The organism is Shewanella sp. 553 (assembly GCF_059338375.1).
Genome location: NZ_CM181701.1, coordinates 3,408,673 through 3,427,728 on the forward strand (window position 1 = coordinate 3,408,673; position 19,056 = coordinate 3,427,728).

The following is a 19,056-nucleotide window of genomic DNA, read 5'->3' on the forward strand; positions in this document are numbered from 1 at the left end:
ATTATGTGAATAGTGGTTTATTTGGTCGCTTCAGTCTTAGAAAAATCATGAGGGGTTGAGATACTCGGCGCATCGCAATCTTTACAGGGCTGGTTATCGGCAAAGTCATAATCGGCGTACGCGGCGGTGGTCTTCGAAAAATCATGCCGACTGGTGCGCTTAAGAGAAAAGCTAACCTTTGCCGGCGAATTTTTAGCAAAGTCATAATCAGGCTTTGCCGCTGTGGTTGCAAATTCGGGGCGCTGCGCTAACGCACAACAAGAGAATAACGACGCCGCAATGACAAGTCCTTTAGCCAGTGGTAATCGCATGACACGCTCCATTTTTGATTAACAAAAAGTAAATGAAGTCAACATGCTACCAGCAAACCCAAAAACAAACAAATAATCAACAAATCAGCAAAATCTGTCCACTTAACCACCGTCACGCCAAGGCGATGAGTATCAAGGTATCCAGACTAACTTGGGCAAGGCGCTCAGATCGAGGCAATTCGCATACGCGGCAATGGCCGACTCGATAGGCGCCGACTCACCCAGCTGTTGCAGGGTAGCGAGCAACACTTTTTGCGCCTCTGATTCACCGTGTACCAGCACCACAGATGGCGACCCCGAAAAGTGGCGATACCAGTTAAGCAGTTCGGCTTGATCCGCATGGGCCGATAAGCCGCCGATGGTATGTAACTTGGCTTTAACGGGCACGGGATTGCCGTGTATCGTCAGGCTATCGGCACCATCGACCAACAAACGCCCTGGCGTACCCATGGCTTGATAACCACAGATGATCACATCACACAGGCTGTTAGCTAAATTATGGGCTAGATGACAGCGAATACGCCCACCATTACACATGCCACTGCCGGCAATAATAATTAAGCCTTCGTGGATCTCATTTAGCTCCATCGACTCCTCGGTGCTGTCGATAAAATCGACATTAGACAACAGGGGATGCTGCCCCGGAGAAAGGCGAGTAAAACGTTTAAAGTCCTCATCCATTAAGTTGTAGTTTTCGACATAGACTCGAGTCGCCTTTATAGCCATCGGGCTGTCTAAGCAGATACGCCAGCGTGATAGATCCCATTCTTTAGCGTACAAATGGAACAGATATAGCAGCTCTTGCGCACGCCCCACCGAAAACGCAGGCAGTAAAATATTGCCACGACTACGCCTAATGGTGCTGGCAAATATCGCCTTGAGTTCCTCTAGAGTATCAGGCCAACTCCGGTGTAGGCGATCACCATAGGTGCTTTCCATTAAGACTAAATCGGCGCTGTCGATAAAGCTGGGATCATGCAAAATAGGCATGCCGGCGCGACCTAAATCGCCACTGAATACCAGTTTTTTTTCCTCAGCTGCCTGCCCTACCCACAGCTCGACAATGGCTGAGCCTAAAATATGGCCTGCATCAGCTAAACTGATGCGCACATGGGGTGCCACCTCACAAGGCTCGCCATAATCTAGCGCCACAAATTGCTGCATCACCAAGGCGACATCCTCCTCGGTAAACAAGGGCTCAATGGGATCGAGTTGATTTTTAGCACGGCGTTTATTAATGCGCTCGGCATCGCGAAATTGCAGCATCGCCGCATCTCTGAGCATGATGTCACACAGCTCTACCGTGGCCTTGTGGGTAAAGATAGGGCCTTTGAAGCCGGACTTAACTAATAAAGGCAGGCGACCAGAATGGTCAATATGGGCGTGGCTTAATACGACGGCGTGGATCTGGCTGGCATCGAAGGCAAAGGGGTCATGGTTACGCAGCGAATCTTGCTTGCCCCCTTGGATCATACCGCAATCGAGTAACACTTGGCGTCCATCGATGGTGAGTAGGTGGCAAGAGCCGGTTACCTCTTGGGTCGCACCTAAAAACTCTAGTGTCATCTGCATAACAATCCCTTAAATAGCGAGTACTTAGGAAGAAGTGAGGCGGTGACACGCTATGTTGCCGCCCTTATTGATATGCTTAAAGTATAGCTGGCAAGCGGCACAATAATGTATGCAGCATAGTTAAAATAACAGGCTTTGGCATAGCTGGGCCCATACCGGTTTTAAGGAGCAGTCAGCCAAGACAAAGCCCTGAATTGCATATACGGCTCGAACATAAGAGATCGCAAGTGAGTCACTAAGGCTCAAACTGAGTCAACCACTGCTTAAAAAGCAGGTTCAATGCGGTACGTTCTTGGGGAGATAAACCTTGCATCAATTGCTGCTGCAGTGCCACATGGGCCTCTATGGCAATATCGATGAGATTGAGCCCCGCATCGGTAAGCGCCACCGTCACACTGCGGCGATCTTGCTGGCTATGAACTCGGCTGATCAGCCCTTTGCGCTCAAGCTTATCGAGTCGATTTGTCATGGCACCAGAGGTGAGCATCATGGAGTCTAATAATGCCGACGGCGTGAGGCTAAAAGGTGCCCCGCTGCGACGCAAGGTAGCCAGCACATCAAACTCGCCTTGGGTTAAGCCAAAGCCTTTGTGACAGGCGGTTATCTGTGCCTCTAGGTGTTTATATAAGCGCATCATACGCCCTATAATGGCCATGGGCATGGTCTCTAACTGCGGTTTTTCACAGGCCCATTGTGCTACGACTTTGTCGACGCCGTCGGTAACAATATTATTCATCTTTGGCTCCCAAGGTATTGCTTATTATCAGGGTTCGCACGGCAGCAGTGGAGGCAAAATCAGCCGTAACGATAGCGATTGTTGCCAAGATAACCACAAAACTAACTTAACGCAAAGATATTTAACGGTAAGGTACTTTACAAGCGAACCGTTTAGTCGCACACTAATATCTTAACGTAAAGATACTTTAACTGGAGATAATGATGAATGTGCTGCTTGCGATGATCCCAGCGTTTTTCTGGGGCACCACTTATGCGGTTACCCAATTTAGCCTGCCAGATTGGCCGCCGCTATTATTGGGTGCGATACGTGCATTGCCAGCGGGGCTTATCTTACTGGCGATAAAACCTAGCCTACCGCAAAGGCAAGATTGGATTATTTTGTTCAAGCTGGGTCTGATCAATATTGCGCTGTTTTTCAGCTTAATCTTCGTGATGGCACTCACTTTGCCTTCGGCCATTTCAGGGGTGGGCATGGTCAGTGTTCCGGTATTTGCCATGCTGTTTCACTGGGTGGTCAATAAACACCGTCCCAGTAAAATACAGGCCTTGTTTGGCTCAATCTTAATTGGCTTAGCCTGGCTGCTATTTGACCCTAACGCCATTAACTTAAACCCTATCGGCCTTGGGGCTATGCTCGCGGCAATTAGCTGTATTGTGGTGGGGAGCACCATCACTAAGGCGCTGGGCGGACGCATTCATTGGTGGACCATTTTAACCTGGCAACTACTATTGGGCGGCGTAATACTCTCTTTGATCACCGCGGTGCATGCGTTTATGGTGCCCCAAAGCTATGTCTTAGCGCTGAGCCAACTGACCAGCAATAATGTGCTGGGACTCGTTTGGATAGTGTTACTCAATACCGTACTGGGTTACAGCATGTATGTCTGGTTGCTGCAACGCATGAGCGTAGTCGATTTTACCTTTGGCGGCATTGCCAATCCGATAGCGGGGATTGTGGCGGGTATGTTTTTGCTGGGCGAGCGCTTTACCCCGTACCAATATCTATTGATGCTGGGGATGATTGTGGCCTCTTTGATGCCGCAGATCATCTATTTGGTGCGTAGTCGAGTGAAGGCTAAACCTGATAAAAGTTAAATTTTACCAATATTTAGGTATGTTTTGCGGTTAACAACACTCGTTAAACACGTTAGAATCTGCCTCTTTCGTATGAGTTAAAGGAATAATAATTAATGAAAATCAGTGCACGCAACACACTCTCAGGCAAAATCAAATCGATCGATGTAGGCTCTGTTAACAATGAAGTGGTGATCGAGTTGGCACCGGGTGTTGAGATCACATCTGTGGTCACTAAGCGATCTTGCGAGCAATTGGGCCTAATCGTTGGCGGTGAGGCTTATGCCGTGATCAAGGCGAGCAACGTTATGGTTGCTGTTGACTAACGCTTTAGTCGATCACGCTTCAGTCAGTGATGTTGGTGAATAAACCTTAAGCTTATTCACTAACATCAACCACAGCGGCAGACTCAAGTTATGCCACTGTTTTGACCGTAAGTCGCCAAAGCTCCTGATATAGCAGTACAAATATGCCAGCACCTGCATAGCAGCGCGGGTTAATTGTAACCCAGGACGAAACACACCTCCTCTTCGTTGTCACCCTCATGCCCTTCTGGCATCGCAGGTAAAAACTGACACTGCTGCGCACTAAAGCCCTCTGTTTGCGTGTCTAGCGGGTAAAATCTGTTATTACGTTCATTTTCCATGATGCATACCAATATTGTCATAACTCAATTAGAAGATGCCTAACGCTAATTAAGCATTTGGCAGCACAATAAAACCAACAGGGCGTTTTATTTATCAAACACCTTAAGTCGATTAAAGGCGTGTTCAGTTCGACTGTCAAGCCTATTTATTGGTCATATCAATAGACCGCAAATAATTACCCACCAGCAAAAATCCAACCCAAAATACTGATTAACAACAATATACCGTAAGCATGCTGACATAAAATCGATAAACCACAGCCATAAATCCGGCGTAAAAAAGTCAAAATTAATATCACTTTCTGCTAAATAACATCGACAGCAGGCGCTCAATAAAACAAACAGTCGTTTGAATCGCTGAGTTCATCACCTGCGCATACCCCATAAGACAAGCACTGGTGCAGCACATAATTAAGCGGACCCTTCCCTGCATCCACGCTAACTGCGACACCTTGTCGCACTCTGGCCATTTCCCTTTGTCAGCCTCTATGCCCACTGACACAATGCCGCCACAACGATAAATAACCAGTGAATATCAACATTATATGATCACCTTACGACACTCTTATTTAGCCCTCGCCATTAGCAGTTTGTTGGCAACTCCGGTAGCGGCAAACCAAGCGGCGTTTGAGATTATTGAAGTCAGTGGCCGTCACCTACAAGATGACAGCACCATCTCCCGTGAAGCTAACGTGCCAGTTGCCGACATTAGTAGTTTGTTGAGCAAGCTGCCCGGCGCGGCCGTCAATGGCAACGGGCCATTGACAGGTATTGCCCAGTATCGCGGCCTATTTGGCGATAGGGTCAATACCCAGGTTAACGGCGTCACACTGGCAGGAGCTGGGCCTAACGCCATGGATACCCCTTTGAGCTATGCGAGCCTAGTCAATAGTGAACGGCTGGAGATGAGTCGTGGTATTGCCCCGGTGTCGGCTGGTACCAATACCCTTGGGGGCAGCGTTAAGGTAATTGAATCACAGGCGCGCTTCGATGAGTTCAGCGGTAAAGTCGCCGCCCGATATCAACATAATGGTGAACAAGCGCACCTTGGGGCGAAAACCAACTTCGGCGCTGAGCAGCAGGCGCTACTGCTGTATGGCGATGTTATGCAAGCCAATGCTAATCAACAAACCGGCGCGGGTATCGATATCGCCCCAACCACCTACGATAAGGCGATTGTGGGCGGCCAATATCGCTTTAACCTTAGCGATAAGGGCTTTGACGATGAGTCGATAGCCATCGGCTATCAACATCTCGAAACCACCAATGCCGGAACCCCAGCCTTGCCTATGGATATCGATTTTATCCGCACCGACAGGGTCAAACTGGAAGGGCAACACCTAATCAAGGATTGGCACATCAACTGGCATCTCGCTTACAGCGATGCGCGTCATGGCATGGACAACTTTAGCGAGCGGGTGAAAAATGACACCGCCAGTGCCCGCTATAACAATGCCGACAGCAAAAGTATCGACAGCTCAGTGTCGATGGCCACAGCCGCTTGGCTATTCGGCCTCGATACGCAATGGAGCCAGCATGACTCGGTGATCACCGATCCCACCAAGCCGATGTTTAAGGTCGATAACTTCAATGGCGTTACCGATAACACCATCAGCGCCTTTGCCCAGTGGCAACAAGATATCGAGCAGTGGAACTGGCAACTGGGATTACGAGTCAAGCACTACCAAACCGATGCCGATGAGGTTGATCACTCTATGGCGGCGAATATGCCTGCCATCAAGGTGTTGATGGACAGATACAATGCAGCCGATCGCTCTCACGCGCAAACCGGTGTCGATCTAGTGGTTAATGGCCGCTATCAAGTGGATGAGTCGCTGAGCTGGATTGTTGCAACGGCGCGTAAGCAAGACAGTGCCAGCTATCAGCAGCGTTATTTATGGGTGCCGATGCAATCAACAGGTGGACTCGCCGATGGGCGTACCTATGTCGGCCAGATGGATTTATCCTTAGAAACCGCCTATCAATTGGAGCTTGGCGCCGACTATCAAGACAACCGTCTGCAACTGAGTCCAAGGCTATTTTGGCAACGTATCGATGATTATATTCAAGGGGTTAATGCCACCGATAAGGCGGTGATCATGGCCGCGCAGATGATGGGTGACAGCCACCCATTGCAATTTGCCAACGTCGATGCCCAGCTCTACGGTATGGACATTAGCGCCCGCTACCAGCTCAATGACCAGCTTCAGCTCGATATGTTAGCCAGCTATGTTAGGGGTGAGCGCCGCGATATCGACGATAACCTGTATCGCATCGCCCCGCCAACCATCACGGTTGGCCTAAACTACCAACGAGGAGCATGGTTGGCTCGCGTTGAGGCGCAAGGAGTAAGCGCGCAACATAAGGTGTCTAGCACCCAGCAGGAGCTGCAAACCTCTGGTTATGGTTTAGTCAACTTATCGCTGGCTTATGATGCCGATCTCTGGCTGGTTAAAGCGGGCGTAAACAACCTGTTTGACACCGAGTACCAAGAACACCTTGGTGGCTATAACCGAGTAGCCAACAGTCAGTTGGCACTGGGTGAACGCATGCCCGGCACAGGGATCAACGCTTGGCTGATAGGTGAATATCGCTTCTAAGAGGCCAATGCTAGCGACCAGTAATCGCTAGAGCCTGCACTTTTTTAACATCGTTATTATCATTTTAGGGACCATTCCACTGCACTTCCCTTCCCCGACATCGCAAGATGAAGGGGATTATTTTGCGTGAGGACAAATCACCAACTTCAGCCAGCCTTACAAGATGCCGCGCACCAGCGGGGAGAGGATCAGCTGTTCACCGGCTTTTTGAGTAACTTACGTTGCAAGGTACGTCGATGCATGCCTAGCTGTCTCGCCGTGGCCGACACATTGCCCTTGTTGGCCGTGAGCACCTGCTGAATATGTTCCCACTCCACCCGTTTCGTGCTCAAAGGCGCTTCATCGACCCCCTCATCGGTGAGCAATGACGCGCAATTATTGAGTACATTCAGTAAGGTTTGGGTGTCCGTTGGCTTGGCTAAATAGTTATCGGCGCCTAAGCGAATAGCTTCCACTGCGGTAGCGATACTGGCGTACCCCGTTAACAACACCATCACCACATCGGGTAAGGAGCGCCTTAACGGCAAGATTAAGGCCAAACCATTGTCTTCGGCCAATTTCATATCGAGCAAGATATGACTAGGTTTAAACTCGCGGGCACACAACAGGGCCTCGGTCGCATCATGAGACTGGCGACATTCAAACTCATGCTTACTCATGCGCCGTGCTAAAATGGCCGCCAAGCTGCGGTCATCTTCGATAATTAATAAGCGTTTCATTGCGCCTCCGGTAGCGGAAGATACACCTGAGCGACAGCCCCGCCATCAAGATGGCTGCCAAAAATCAAGCGGCCACCGAGGCGCTCAAAACTGGCATGACTGAGCAGCAAAGCCACGCCCATCCCTTTGGGTTTATCGATAATCTTATGCCCTAATTGGGTGAGCAACGAGCTGGGGATCCCGGGGCCAAAGTCACGTACCGCCACCACAAGTTCATCACATTGGTATTGCAGTGATAGCGCAACGCGCGCTGGGCCACCTACCTCTTCGCTGGCTCGCGCGCCATTTTCTATTAATGCCAGCAGCGCTGGCAGCAAGCTGGCATCGGCGCGCAGTTGCTCGTCGCCGCGACAATCTAAGGTTGAGATGCTCAGTTCGATACTGGGTAACAGTAAGCGCACTTGTTGTTGTAAGCTTTCAATTAACGTATTGATTGAGATGTAGTTAAATTCACCAGCACGTATCGACTCGGTCGCCAAACGAAGCTCGGCTAGGGTGGTATCACACACATTAAGCGCCGCTTGCATCTCATCAAGTGTCACCTGGCTGCCAGTGGATTCTTCATCTAATTCGTCGACCAACAGCCGCAGACTCGCCAGAGGTGTGGCGAGCTGGTGCGCCATTTGCGCCGAGGCGGTACCCAGTGCCAGCAGCCGCTCTTGGCGCAGCTGCGCCTCTCGCATATAGGCCAGCTCGGCATCTTGGCGCCGCAAACGTTTAGCCAAAAATGCCACACTGGTGGTGAGTACCAGTGAAGAGATCACAAAATTAAACCACATCCCCAAGTAGTGTGAGCTCATGTCCATACCATGGTGCTGCATCTCCCCCTGAGGCAGAGTGAATAACATGGCGCTATACGCTAAGGTCGATAATAAGGCCAGCGCCCAAGGCGCCCATTTGGGTAATAAGACCGCGGCTATCGCGATGGGGAGCAGCAATAGCGAGATAAAGGCATTGGTCGCACCACCGGAAAAATAGAGCCAAGTGATCCACAGTAAGGTGTCGATAAGTAAAGCGATAAACAGCCCTGCATCACTATTAAACAATTGTTTTCTTAGGTAGAAGGTAAAGCCGAGGTAGAGCCCCTCAATGATCAACGCCAAATTAAGCGCCGGACTGTGCAGCGATAATCCAAAGGTGTCGGCCAAAGCGAAGGTTAAACATAGTTTGAGTACGAGACCCATCAGTCGCAGCAGCGCCAGTTGATCGGCGGCGCGGTATCGTGAACTGGCTAGAGAGGGCACTTGAGTTCCTTAGCTGAGGTGGCCGCTGCGCGGCGACATTGCATCAATCCGTAAGGGCTATTTTAACGCGTTTAGGCCACTTATCGCACCGTTTATCCTCAAAGATGTGAGCTTAACAGCCCCCTTCACGGCCAAAAAACACCTCATATCAGCGAGCCGCATCAAGCGGGCTAGGCATTCACCCGTTAAAGCTAACTTAAGCGGGCTCACTACCGGGTTTAAGCATAGGGCAGTCGGCGCCGAGCACCATTTTGATGGCATTAGGCACTACCTCAAAACGAATGTCAGTGGTGGTGATCGGCTCGCCATCGAGGTTAATTGGCATAGGTGACTTTGCGCGCCAACGGGCCGCCGTGTTTTGAGCATATATTGCATATTGATTATCGTCTTTGGGTTGACGAAACTCATCAATCACCTGTGATAAGGCCTCTAGCGGAAAATCATGCAGGGCGACTAAATCGAGTAAACCATCGTTAATATAGGCATTGGGCGCTAACACCTGCCCGCCGCCCGCCTGACGGCCGTTACACACGGCGCCCAGTAACAACTGCTGTGAAGCGCTCTGACCATCAATAATAAATTCACCTTCATAGGGTTTAAAACTCAGCGCTTGGATCAGCCCAGATAAGGTATAGGCTCCGCCACCGAGAAAGTTTTTTAACGCCGCTGGCGTCGTCGAAGTCACCTGCGCACCAAAACCACCACTGGCGATATTGATCAAATGGGTATCGTTAGCTTTAATCGCATCGATCCAAAAGGCATCGGCGCTTAATGCCAGTTGCAGCGCGGCCTCTGGTTCATCAGGAATGGCGCAGGCGGCGGCAAAATCATTGGCGGTGCCTAAAGGCAAAATCGCCAGTGCTGGACGTGAGGTTTTAGGGTGGGTTAACAGCGCATCGACCACCTCATTGACCGTGCCATCACCACCGGCAGCCACCAGTCGCTGGCAATTATCACCAATGGCGTCATCGACTAAGCGTGCCATATCGCCGGCCTCATAAGTCACGCGCACCTCAATATCATGCTGCTTGCGTAAGTTATCTATCGCCAATCGCAATGGCGCTAACTGGGCTTTTTTACCATTTAATAAGATACGGATCTTCACTTTGGCCTCCACCACTTACCTATAAGCACTCATAGTATGATGCCCAATTTAACGAAAAGATAAAACACGCCAGCTAAACATGTACGGTGAAACAAGGTTAATGTTAAACATTTGCTGGGTTGCTACTGACGCGATATTCTCAAGCCTCTATCCGATATTAGGCCCGCCCTGAAATAAGGAGCCACTAATGCAAGTGCTGACACAATTCGATATTAAGCCGCTGAGTTACGCCCTATTATTAGCCTTACTTAGCGGGTGCGCCACCGTCCCAGTTGAATCTAGCGGGCCAGTCGCATCAAGTGAGCCAATTGAACCGAGTGAGCTAAGCCAAAACAAGAATACTGGCCCCAGCTACGATTGCACCAGCCCTTCATTAAGCAGCATCGAGAACCTGATCTGCCACGATGCCACGCTGGCAGCGATGGATAGACAATTGGCCCGCATTTACGCTCAGGCATTAGCTAAAGCGCAAAATCAACACCCTCCGGTGCTCAAAGCCGAGCAACGCGGCTTTATCAAAGGTCGTAATGATTGCTGGAAAGGCACCGATAAAAAACAATGTGTTATCGACAACTACCAGACTCGCATGGTAGAACTACAGGCAAGATATCGCCTAGTTGAGTCTACCGGACCGGTATTTTATCGCTGTGATAATATCCCAGCCAAAGAGGTGGTGATCACCTATTTTGACACCGAGCCCAATAGTTTAATTGCCGAGTTTGGTGACAGCACCTCCTTGATGACGATTCAGCCCAGCGGCAGCGGGACTCGCTACCAAGGCCGTAATGAACAATTTTGGGAGCATCATGGTCAAGCCAGCATCACATGGGGCTACAAAGCCACCCCGATGCAGTGCACCCTGATAAAATAATGCGATTAACGAAACAACACCCTAACCCCCATAAGAGGTGAAATGCACACATCTAAAGGTCATAATCGATTGAGGCCAGCTTAACATGGCTGTCACGCTCCCCTTACTCTTGGCCGGTCCGATGCTGCGCCACTGCGATAGTGATAATGTTTGTTTACTGTTTGTGGCCAGCAAGCCCTTATCCGCACTGACGCTGACATTGGCTGAGGTGGAATATCCACTTGGGGCCGACGAGGTTACTCAATTTAAGTTGGGCGAACACGCCTATCAATATGTTATCCACCTCTGCAGACCTGAGCTCAATCCCAGCGAACAGCTGATTGAATATGGGGTTTCCACCCCTGCCGATGGCAACCTATTTGGTGCGGTTGAGCAGCTATATTATCCGCAGCAGCAGGCGCCGCAATTTGTGGTAAAACCTACAATAGATAAGCTATTACACGGCTCTTGTCGCAACCCCCATCACCATAGTGGTGACAGCTTAGTGGCTGCCGATACTTTGATGGCCGCAGACAACAGCGTGACCTCGCGACCCGCACTGTTGATGCTCAGTGGCGATCAAGTCTATCTCGATGATATCGCAGGCCCCATGTTATATGCCATCGGCAAGACCATCGAGCTGCTGGGGCTGCGCGATGAGCAGTTCCAGCAAGCTTCGCTGACTGACAGCAAGCACATAAGCTACCAGCCGGCGTCTATGTATCAACGCCACAAAAACATATTACCGCGCACCGAATATCCTGCGGCGACCGCCATCAGCCGTTGGTATATTAATCACCCCATTTTCACCTCGTCGATCGCCGAAAATCACCTCACAAGTTTGGCCGAAGTGATCGCTATCTATCTGCTGTCTTGGTCACCCGAACTGTGGGCGTTAATGGATATTCCTAAGCAGGTTAACGGCTTGTCGCCAGCCAATAGCGCTAGATGGCAACGAGAATGGCTTCACCTACTCGAGTTTAAAGCCGGCTTGACTCAGGTCAGGCGCTTGCTGGCACACCTGCCCACTTATATGATCTTCGATGACCATGACATTACCGACGACTGGAACCTCACCGCCAAATGGGAGCAAGCAGCCTATGGCCACCCCTTCTCTAAGCGGATCATCGGCAACGGCTTAATTGGCTACACCCTGTTTCAGGGAATAGGCAATCAACCGGATAAATTTAAAGCCAACATCGTGCCTCAATTGAGTGCATTTTTAGCCTCTCCCACAGAGAGTCAACACGATGCGCTCATCGATACACTACTGCACTTTGACCAATGGCATTACCACCTCAATACCAGCCCTAAACTCATGGTACTCGATACCCGTACCCAACGCTGGCGCAGCGAATCAAACCTAGCCAAGCCTTCAGGCTTAATGGACTGGGAAGCCCTGATGGAGATGCAGCAGCAACTGGTGGGGCAAGACAAGGTGATTATCGTCTCGGCGGCACCGATCTTCGGGGTTAAATTGATTGAAGCCGTACAACGCAGCGCCACCTGGATAGGTGCGTCGCTGCTGGTCGATGCCGAAAACTGGATGGCCCACCCAGGCACTGCCAACACCTTGCTGAGCATCTTTTTGCACCGTAAAACACCCGAGCAGTTTGTGATCTTATCGGGCGATGTGCACTACTCTTTTGCCTACGATATTGGCATTCGCTTTCGCTCTATGAGCCCTAATATTTATCAAATCACCTGCAGCGGCATTAAAAATCAGTTTCCTGAGAAGCTATTGCCCCTGTTTGATAAATTAAATGGTTGGTTGTATGGCCACTTTTCACCTTTAAACTGGTTGACGAAACGCAAACGCATGTCGATTCGCGGTAGGCGTCCTAATGGCGTTAACAGCCAACGACTGGTGAATAAAAGCGGCATAGGCATAGTGACATTTACTGATAATGGCGCACCAGAGCGTATTAGCGTGTTGCATGCCGACATGAGCGAAACCGAATTTAAACCACCACGGCAGACAAAATAAACCGATTGCCGCGCCGCACCTAACAGCCCTGTGACCTTGTTATCACCCTCTGATAATGGGTTCACTAAAGGGTAAATCGGCCAATTGAATATCGATATGCCGACCACTAATAGGATCGCTAAATTGCAGCCGCTGGGCCAACAACTTTAACGGCTGAGCAAAGTTATCCGCCGCCTTGGGCAATAAAGTGGGGTAACATCTGTCATTACAAATGGCCATGCCTAAGCTGTGCATATGCACTCTAAGCTGATGGGTTTTGCCCGTAATGGGCGACAGTTCAAATCGACCCATCCCCTTTTGCACCTCAACTAAGGCCACTTCTGAATGGCTATTGGCCTCGCCATCAGTCACCTGCATCATAAATGACGGCTCACTTTTCTCCAGACGATTTTTTACCGTCCAGCGCAAGGGGCTCGCTAACTTACCATCGCAATATTGGCGTGCCAATGCTGGGGTTAAGGGCGCTAAGGCTTGATAGGTTTTAGTGATCGCGCCATCACGGAATAGGCCATGGTAGGCGTCGCGATACTCTGGCTGCTTAATCAACAGCACTATGCCTGCCGTAGCCCTATCGAGCCGGTGAGCTGGGACTAACTGCGGCACATGGGTAGCGATGCGCAGCCGATTGACTAGACATTCATTAATAAACTGCCCACTGGGATGCAACGCTAAAAAGTGCGGTTTATGGGCGATGATAATACGTTCATCTTGATACAGTATCGACTCGCTAAAGGGGATACGGGGCTCTTGGGCCACCTCGCGATAATAATACACACGTTGCTTGGGGCGATAGACGCTATCGAGTTCGATAGGTTGACCATCTTGCCAATGCACCTTCCCTTGACGCACCCGTGATTGCCATTCTTGTGGGGAAACTTGCGAAAAACGCGCGATTAAGAACGCCACCACAGTAGCGGGCGCCAAAGGATGATCAGGAAGTACGATATATGAGGCTTGGGATGCGCGAACCATGATGCTGGCCAATAAATCAAAATGGGCGTCATAATAACAAAGATAGCGCCAAGGGGCGCTATCTAAGCCAAGTAGCGATTAAAAGTTATGGTTGGCATGAGATTTAATCAGCTCAAGCACAAAGTCCATGGTTTTATGGCAATCGGGCTGATTAACGAGCACTTGCTTGTCACGGTTATACAGAGGCAGTACCTCTAACCAACGCTGACTCACCCAGCTGGCGTCTTCGAGATGCAGATCTGAGTACAGTTCAAACAAAGTTGGATTGACGCGATAAAACTGCTCTAATGCCGCGCTGATCAACTCAAATTCACCTTCAATAGGCTCCTGCTGCCAATTATGGCAGCCTAAGGTACGCGCTATCCAGTTGCCGTCTTTGCGCTGGCTGGCCGATAAAATTTTTACTCTTTGTTGGCCTTCTAGCACCACACCTAAACTGCCATCATCGAGAAGATTAAAGTCGATGATCTCACATTGTGTGGCGATGGTGTAACAAGGGGGGGTACTATCGATTTTCGCCATACCAAAGACTAAGGGATAGTGACCTTTGAGTACCTCAGCTATCAGACTTAATCCAGATGGGCCAGCCACTCGGATCTCGACTCTGCCAGCGGGTAATAACAGTTCATCACGGATGATAAGTGCCATTTCTTGCGTTAACATAGCAGCCTCCTTCCCCTTGGTCGACATTTGCAAAACCGAGCATAATGAAGGCAGCAAGCTATTGACTAGGAGCAATAATAATAAAGTGTAGCAGCTGTTTTCATTACTGCTTTATACGTCATTATTGCATTGGCTAGACCATGCCAATCTCACTATTTCTTCCGTTAATAATTAGACCTGACTTGTCCATATTTGGTTTCATCCCCCCTTCAAACTAATCATTAAAATGGCTCAAGATACTGCATAATATCACCACTTTTCAAAATCTTATCAAAGTCATCGGCTAACACGTCACTGGCCGCTAAAACCTGCTGCCAATACCGAATTCGCTCATCACTGGGCAGGCGAGCAAAGTCATTTCTGTCGGGCAATTTACCATAGGGTAGTTGACGAATGTAAGACTCACTCGGCACTAAGATCAGCGCATTATGGTAGTTTTGCCGAGCACGGCGCCAAGGCAAAGATTTGTCAAACCACCCTGGTAATATCTGGCTATAAAAATGGGGGTACAAGGTTAATCCCTCACCATCTTCTATCGCCAAATCAAAATGATAATCTGTGATGCCGCCATCATAATAATGTCCTTGCGGCGCGCCGTCGATTTGAGTTACTGGCGCCAATACCCAGGGAATCGACCCTGTGGCCTGCAGCACTTGTGCTAAGTTGGTCGCGGTCAATGCGAGGTGCTCAGTGGGAAGATCGGTTAAGTGTAAAAAGGGCGATCGCGCCGCCGCGTTACCAAAGATCATGCGCTGAAAATGCAGCCCTAAGGTCTTGCGACTAACCAGATTACTCAGCGCCGTGGTCGCAAGACCAGTCCCTAGGGCCAATCGACTGGGCAGGCGATTTAAATGCCGCGCCTTACAGGCGATAACATGGCTTTTTATCATCGGATTATCGACAATATCTTGCCCGGCCTTATCGCCTAAAATCGCTTTGATAATGGTTTGTATCTGGCGGGATACCTCAACAGGCGTCGGCTTAACATCATAACGCTGCTCAATATAATGTTGTTCGAGCCGAGCATAGGCCGCGAGCGGGTCCTGCTGCGCCATGCAGGCCAGACGCCACGCCCCCGACGAAGCGCCTAGGGTGTATAGCGGTGTCTGTCTGGTCTTAAAAAATTGCGTGAACAGGGTTTTGTCTAGCCCTGCAATCCCAATCCATTTGGGGCCGCCAGACGCCGCTAGCACACGAGTAAACAGCGCGGGATCAAGCCCATGTTCGGCAATCGTGCTATAGGCGCTGGGCCCGGCTAAAAACCGTAATTGAGACAAGTTATTTTCCTTGTTTAATGTCATCAACTCACTCCTTATCCTAAGGAGCCTATGAAGTTGGCTATGATAATAAAATATCGCGGCAGTGGGCAGCCAGCATTTATCTAAAATGGCCTGTAAATAAGAGATAGAATATAGGCGACTATTAACAGCCCATAAGCTAAGCCTTATGCTAACCACTTGCAAAACAAGAGATTATCGTTACGAGTAAACCCTTTGTGCTAAGGGGACGTATTACCATGGCATGATAAACCATCAGCGCAGCAACAAAAAAGGAAGCGACCCAAGTGACAGCCAAGCACGAGCCCACAACCTCATTCACCGCCGGCCTAAACAGATGTTGTTTTTAACCCAGCGCGTCAGTATGCCCGCCAGAATCACAGGCTTACTGGCGTTACTTAGTCTGTTCACTCTGGGCTGCCAGCCCAGGCAAGATGCCGATGCCATATGGCAAGATTACAGCAAGCGGCTCGAGACCGTGCTCAATCAGCCCTACCCAAGCGCACCATTGACTCTCATGGCCTTACCCAAGACTGCTGCTTATCAAGCAGACCCCAAAACCCTCTCTATTTTACAAACACTTAAGCTTAATCACTGCGCGCTTGGCCAACTGATTGCCGAGCGCAATAGCGCTTTAGGTAAAGTGGCACCGGCGAGTCAGCAGCTGATCTACCATATTCGTTTTATCCAACTTGCCCCCAAGTGCATTGAAACATTAAGCGATGTTGACCTCATCGACACACTGACATTAGGGCTTGAACAAAAACAGCAACAGGCACTCACAGTGTTTAGGCAGATGCTAACGCGCGATATCAGCGTTAAGAAAAGGCTGTTTATCGGTTACGACTCACTGACCCTAAATAAAATGCATAGCGGACGAGTGGAGTTTGAAAGTGCACTGAGCCAGCTCAACAACATCAAAGAGCAGATCATCGCTCACTCGTGGCAACAGATCGAGATAGATAATTTAGAGCAAACACTTGCGATTTTTCATCGCCAACCACTGCTCAACCAATATCTGCGCTCACTTGCATTGAGCGTATCTCAACTAACCGCAATCAATGACTACCTATTTAACTATCAAACGCTCGCCGCCTGCCGCCTTGGCCACGCCAATCGGCAACAAGAGATATTGCAAAACTTGTTTCATAAATATTACCTAGGGCAAACCCAGGCTTATCTATCCCAATTAAACCAACTGCATTACCGCTTAAGTCAGCCGATGCAACGCCTGTTTGATGGCAGTGTTTATCAAGGCTACATCGAGCATCATTTCTCCGAACAGCGCCATGCCCTGCCCGCACAACTCAAGCAGCAGATGCGCCGACATGTGCAGTGGTGGCAAGATTTTAGGGCCTCGTGCGATATCCCACCGCCCGAGCCACAACAAACGCTATCCCACTAATAGCCAAGCTTGCTAAACTAGCGCTTCAATTAACTTGTTTGCGTAACCGTCATGATAGTAGATAGCCTAAATAACATTGCCCTGTACGCCTCACTGAGCCCAAGATTGGCCAAAGCGCTGCAACACTTAGTCGAGACCGACTTTACTCAAGCCGAGGTGGGCACCTATGAGCTCGAGGGCAAAGATCTGTTTGTCATCGTTAATGACTATGAAACGACCCCTAGAGAACAAGAATCTTTTGAGGTGCACCGCCGTTACATCGACGTGCAGTATGTGGTCAGTGGTGAAGAGGAGTTTGGCTATCTACCACTGGCGGATCAGACTCCATCAAAACCCTACTTCGACAAACATGATTACGCCCAGTTTGATTATGAGTCCAATAAAGCTAATGCTGCCTTTATCCCCTTAAAAGCGGGGATGTTTGCGCTGTTTTTTCCGCAAGATATTCATATGCCGGGCACGCTAGCCACACCTAAAGCGGTAAGGAAAGTGGTTATAAAAGTCGGTATTTAATCTCGCCGCGACAGGCATAAACAGGGGCAAGCATTGCCCGCTGACCTAAAATAAAGCCACAAAAAAGGGCACAGATGATGCGATCCTGTGCCCTTATTATCGAGATCCCATAAGGCTGATTATGAGTCTTCGGGTAAGCCTATATGCATATGGCCCGACTTATAGTCTATGGTTAACACAAAGTGTTTCAGTACATCATAGCCCACCAACCCCTTGATGTTTTTACCCTTGATACGAGACGATCCACTGTTGCTGCGACCCGAGACCGATTCTGTTTGCCCTTCTCCTGGTACTGTCACTAAGACATTTTCAACTGTGTATGGACCAAACTTCATCTTAGGCAACCGAAAGCTATCGACCAGAGCAACGCTATTGGCACCACCTGTGACCCCCGACTGAGAACCGTAAAGTTCAAGCCAGTTATTGTCCGTTACTAACATGCGCTTTAAAAATAGTCCGCCTGCATTACCGGTATCGAGGACAAGCCAAGGGTTTTCATCGGCATCACCATTAAGCTCAACTCGAACAATGGGTTGCCCCGCGCCTCTGTCGATCTGCATCGGAATATTTTCGAGTTTAGCTAAATCCACACTGCCTCTTTCGAATAATCTCATCCGGCTATTGGGGTAATCAATCTGAAAGATAAACTTATCTAACAGACCCGCACCGAGTAACAACTGCACCTCATGATGGCCAATGCGCAGGCTCGCTAACTGATCAAACTCGATGGTTGCCCCAAACAAGGTCACAGGGACATTATTATAAAGTTGGCGTTTCTCAGTGCTGAACACCCCTTGAATATTAATCTTGCCGCCTTTATCGAACTCAAAACCATGGCGATTAATAAAGCTTGTGTTAATCGCATTGACTTGAGCACCACTATCCAAAATGGCGCGACCTTCTATGCCATTAATGCTCACTGGCAAATTGATATGACCATTGATAAGTTCAAAATCAACCCATTCGGTGACGGCAAAGATATTAAAAGAGGCGGTAAAACAGAAAATACAAAATAGTCGTCGAAGTGAGACGTACATCAATCATCCTTAATTTAGTATAGTTATTAACCAGACAACCTATTCAATAATCCTAGATATGTCAATGCTATAACTCATAGAGACTATCCCTATGCTTAGCTTTGTAAACTCCTAGATTATTCGGACTTAAACTTCACCACTTTAGCTTCACGCCTAAATTCCTCCCTTAGTGGAAACAGTAGATATCATTAGCCGCTATCAGAAAATTTAAATACTTTAGTAGACTTGTCACGTTTAACATCACACCGGATACAATCAAAAGGTCACCCTTTTTAAAATAAACTGAATTCGTATTTATAACGACAAAAATGGTCTGACACAATTCAATTCAGCACTACCAAAA

The 19,056-nt window shown here is 49.1% G+C and carries 18 protein-coding genes; 7 read left to right on the top strand and 11 right to left on the bottom strand.

What is annotated here, in order from left to right:
- Nucleotides 1-17: 17 nt before the first annotated feature.
- The 3 genes from AC5YBZ_RS15090 to AC5YBZ_RS15100 all read right to left on the bottom strand — a co-directional run bounded on the left by AC5YBZ_RS15090 (nt 18) and on the right by AC5YBZ_RS15100 (nt 2,619).
- Nucleotides 18-311, bottom strand: a complete 294-nt coding sequence (locus tag AC5YBZ_RS15090; RefSeq protein ID WP_494520829.1) for a hypothetical protein — start codon at nt 309-311, stop codon at nt 18-20.
- Between the two features lie 132 nt (nt 312-443).
- Nucleotides 444-1,883: an MBL fold metallo-hydrolase RNA specificity domain-containing protein gene (locus AC5YBZ_RS15095; RefSeq protein ID WP_494523959.1), complete on the bottom strand. Its 1,440-nt coding sequence runs from the start codon at nt 1,881-1,883 to the stop codon at nt 444-446.
- Between the two features lie 235 nt (nt 1,884-2,118).
- Nucleotides 2,119-2,619: a MarR family winged helix-turn-helix transcriptional regulator gene (locus AC5YBZ_RS15100; protein ID WP_475514953.1), complete on the bottom strand. Its 501-nt coding sequence runs from the start codon at nt 2,617-2,619 to the stop codon at nt 2,119-2,121.
- Nucleotides 2,620-2,822: 203 nt separating this feature from the next.
- Between AC5YBZ_RS15100 and AC5YBZ_RS15105 the strand changes: the two genes are divergently transcribed.
- Together AC5YBZ_RS15105 and AC5YBZ_RS15110 are read left to right on the top strand one after the other, a co-directional pair.
- Nucleotides 2,823-3,716, top strand: coding sequence for a DMT family transporter (locus tag AC5YBZ_RS15105; protein WP_494524834.1), 894 nt, complete (start codon nt 2,823-2,825; stop codon nt 3,714-3,716).
- A gap of 95 nt (nt 3,717-3,811) precedes the next feature.
- Nucleotides 3,812-4,021 (top strand): TOBE domain-containing protein, encoded by a 210-nt coding sequence (locus AC5YBZ_RS15110; protein ID WP_475514954.1) that lies wholly within the window; start codon nt 3,812-3,814, stop codon nt 4,019-4,021.
- A gap of 170 nt (nt 4,022-4,191) precedes the next feature.
- On the opposite strand, the gene AC5YBZ_RS15115 is transcribed toward AC5YBZ_RS15110, so the two are convergent.
- On the bottom strand, nt 4,192-4,341 hold the full coding sequence (locus tag AC5YBZ_RS15115; protein ID WP_475514955.1) for a hypothetical protein: 150 nt from the start codon (nt 4,339-4,341) through the stop codon (nt 4,192-4,194).
- Nucleotides 4,342-4,886: 545 nt separating this feature from the next.
- Between AC5YBZ_RS15115 and AC5YBZ_RS15120 the strand changes: the two genes are divergently transcribed.
- The gene (locus AC5YBZ_RS15120; protein WP_494543129.1) at nt 4,887-6,941 is read left to right on the top strand and encodes a TonB-dependent receptor; all 2,055 of its coding nucleotides are present in this window, start codon (nt 4,887-4,889) and stop codon (nt 6,939-6,941) included.
- Between the two features lie 188 nt (nt 6,942-7,129).
- Here the strand turns inward: AC5YBZ_RS15120 and AC5YBZ_RS15125 are convergent, their stop codons facing one another.
- The 3 genes from AC5YBZ_RS15125 to yegS form a co-directional block, all read right to left on the bottom strand.
- Entirely contained in the window at nt 7,130-7,660 is a 531-nt protein-coding gene (locus tag AC5YBZ_RS15125; protein ID WP_475514957.1) for a response regulator transcription factor, read from the bottom strand.
- Entirely contained in the window at nt 7,657-8,904 is a 1,248-nt protein-coding gene (locus tag AC5YBZ_RS15130) for a sensor histidine kinase (RefSeq protein ID WP_475514958.1), read from the bottom strand. Before AC5YBZ_RS15130 ends, AC5YBZ_RS15125 begins: the two co-directional genes overlap by 4 nt.
- Before the next feature lie 196 nt (nt 8,905-9,100).
- On the bottom strand, nt 9,101-10,009 hold the full coding sequence (gene yegS / locus AC5YBZ_RS15135; RefSeq protein WP_494523960.1) for a lipid kinase YegS: 909 nt from the start codon (nt 10,007-10,009) through the stop codon (nt 9,101-9,103).
- Nucleotides 10,010-10,196: 187 nt separating this feature from the next.
- On the opposite strand from yegS, the gene AC5YBZ_RS15140 reads away from it, so the two are divergent.
- Nucleotides 10,197-10,880 (top strand): MliC family protein, encoded by a 684-nt coding sequence (locus AC5YBZ_RS15140; protein WP_494523961.1) that lies wholly within the window; start codon nt 10,197-10,199, stop codon nt 10,878-10,880.
- An 85-nt stretch (nt 10,881-10,965) separates the two neighbouring features.
- Nucleotides 10,966-12,846, top strand: a complete 1,881-nt coding sequence (locus tag AC5YBZ_RS15145) for an alkaline phosphatase D family protein (RefSeq protein ID WP_494543130.1) — start codon at nt 10,966-10,968, stop codon at nt 12,844-12,846.
- A gap of 42 nt (nt 12,847-12,888) precedes the next feature.
- Here AC5YBZ_RS15145 and AC5YBZ_RS15150 read toward each other — a convergent pair whose 3' ends face one another.
- The 3 genes from AC5YBZ_RS15150 to AC5YBZ_RS15160 form a co-directional block, all read right to left on the bottom strand.
- Entirely contained in the window at nt 12,889-13,818 is a 930-nt protein-coding gene (locus AC5YBZ_RS15150; protein WP_494543131.1) for a pseudouridine synthase, read from the bottom strand.
- Between the two features lie 78 nt (nt 13,819-13,896).
- Complete coding sequence (locus AC5YBZ_RS15155) at nt 13,897-14,481, bottom strand: LON peptidase substrate-binding domain-containing protein (RefSeq protein WP_494543132.1); 585 nt, start codon at nt 14,479-14,481, stop codon at nt 13,897-13,899.
- Nucleotides 14,482-14,702: 221 nt separating this feature from the next.
- Nucleotides 14,703-15,758: a patatin-like phospholipase family protein gene (locus tag AC5YBZ_RS15160; RefSeq protein ID WP_494543733.1), complete on the bottom strand. Its 1,056-nt coding sequence runs from the start codon at nt 15,756-15,758 to the stop codon at nt 14,703-14,705.
- 244 nt (nt 15,759-16,002) lie between these two features.
- On the opposite strand from AC5YBZ_RS15160, the gene AC5YBZ_RS15165 reads away from it, so the two are divergent.
- On the top strand, nt 16,003-17,163 hold the full coding sequence (locus AC5YBZ_RS15165) for a DUF3080 family protein (protein WP_494543133.1): 1,161 nt from the start codon (nt 16,003-16,005) through the stop codon (nt 17,161-17,163).
- A gap of 51 nt (nt 17,164-17,214) precedes the next feature.
- Nucleotides 17,215-17,676 carry a NanQ anomerase/TabA/YiaL family protein gene (locus tag AC5YBZ_RS15170; protein ID WP_475514965.1) on the top strand — a complete coding sequence of 154 codons (462 nt, stop codon included), beginning with the start codon at nt 17,215-17,217 and terminating at the stop codon, nt 17,674-17,676.
- A 119-nt stretch (nt 17,677-17,795) separates the two neighbouring features.
- On the opposite strand, the gene AC5YBZ_RS15175 is transcribed toward AC5YBZ_RS15170, so the two are convergent.
- A complete protein-coding gene (locus AC5YBZ_RS15175) occupies nt 17,796-18,713 on the bottom strand; it encodes an aspartyl protease family protein (protein ID WP_494543134.1) in 918 nt (305 codons plus the stop codon).
- Nucleotides 18,714-19,056: the final 343 nt, after the last annotated feature.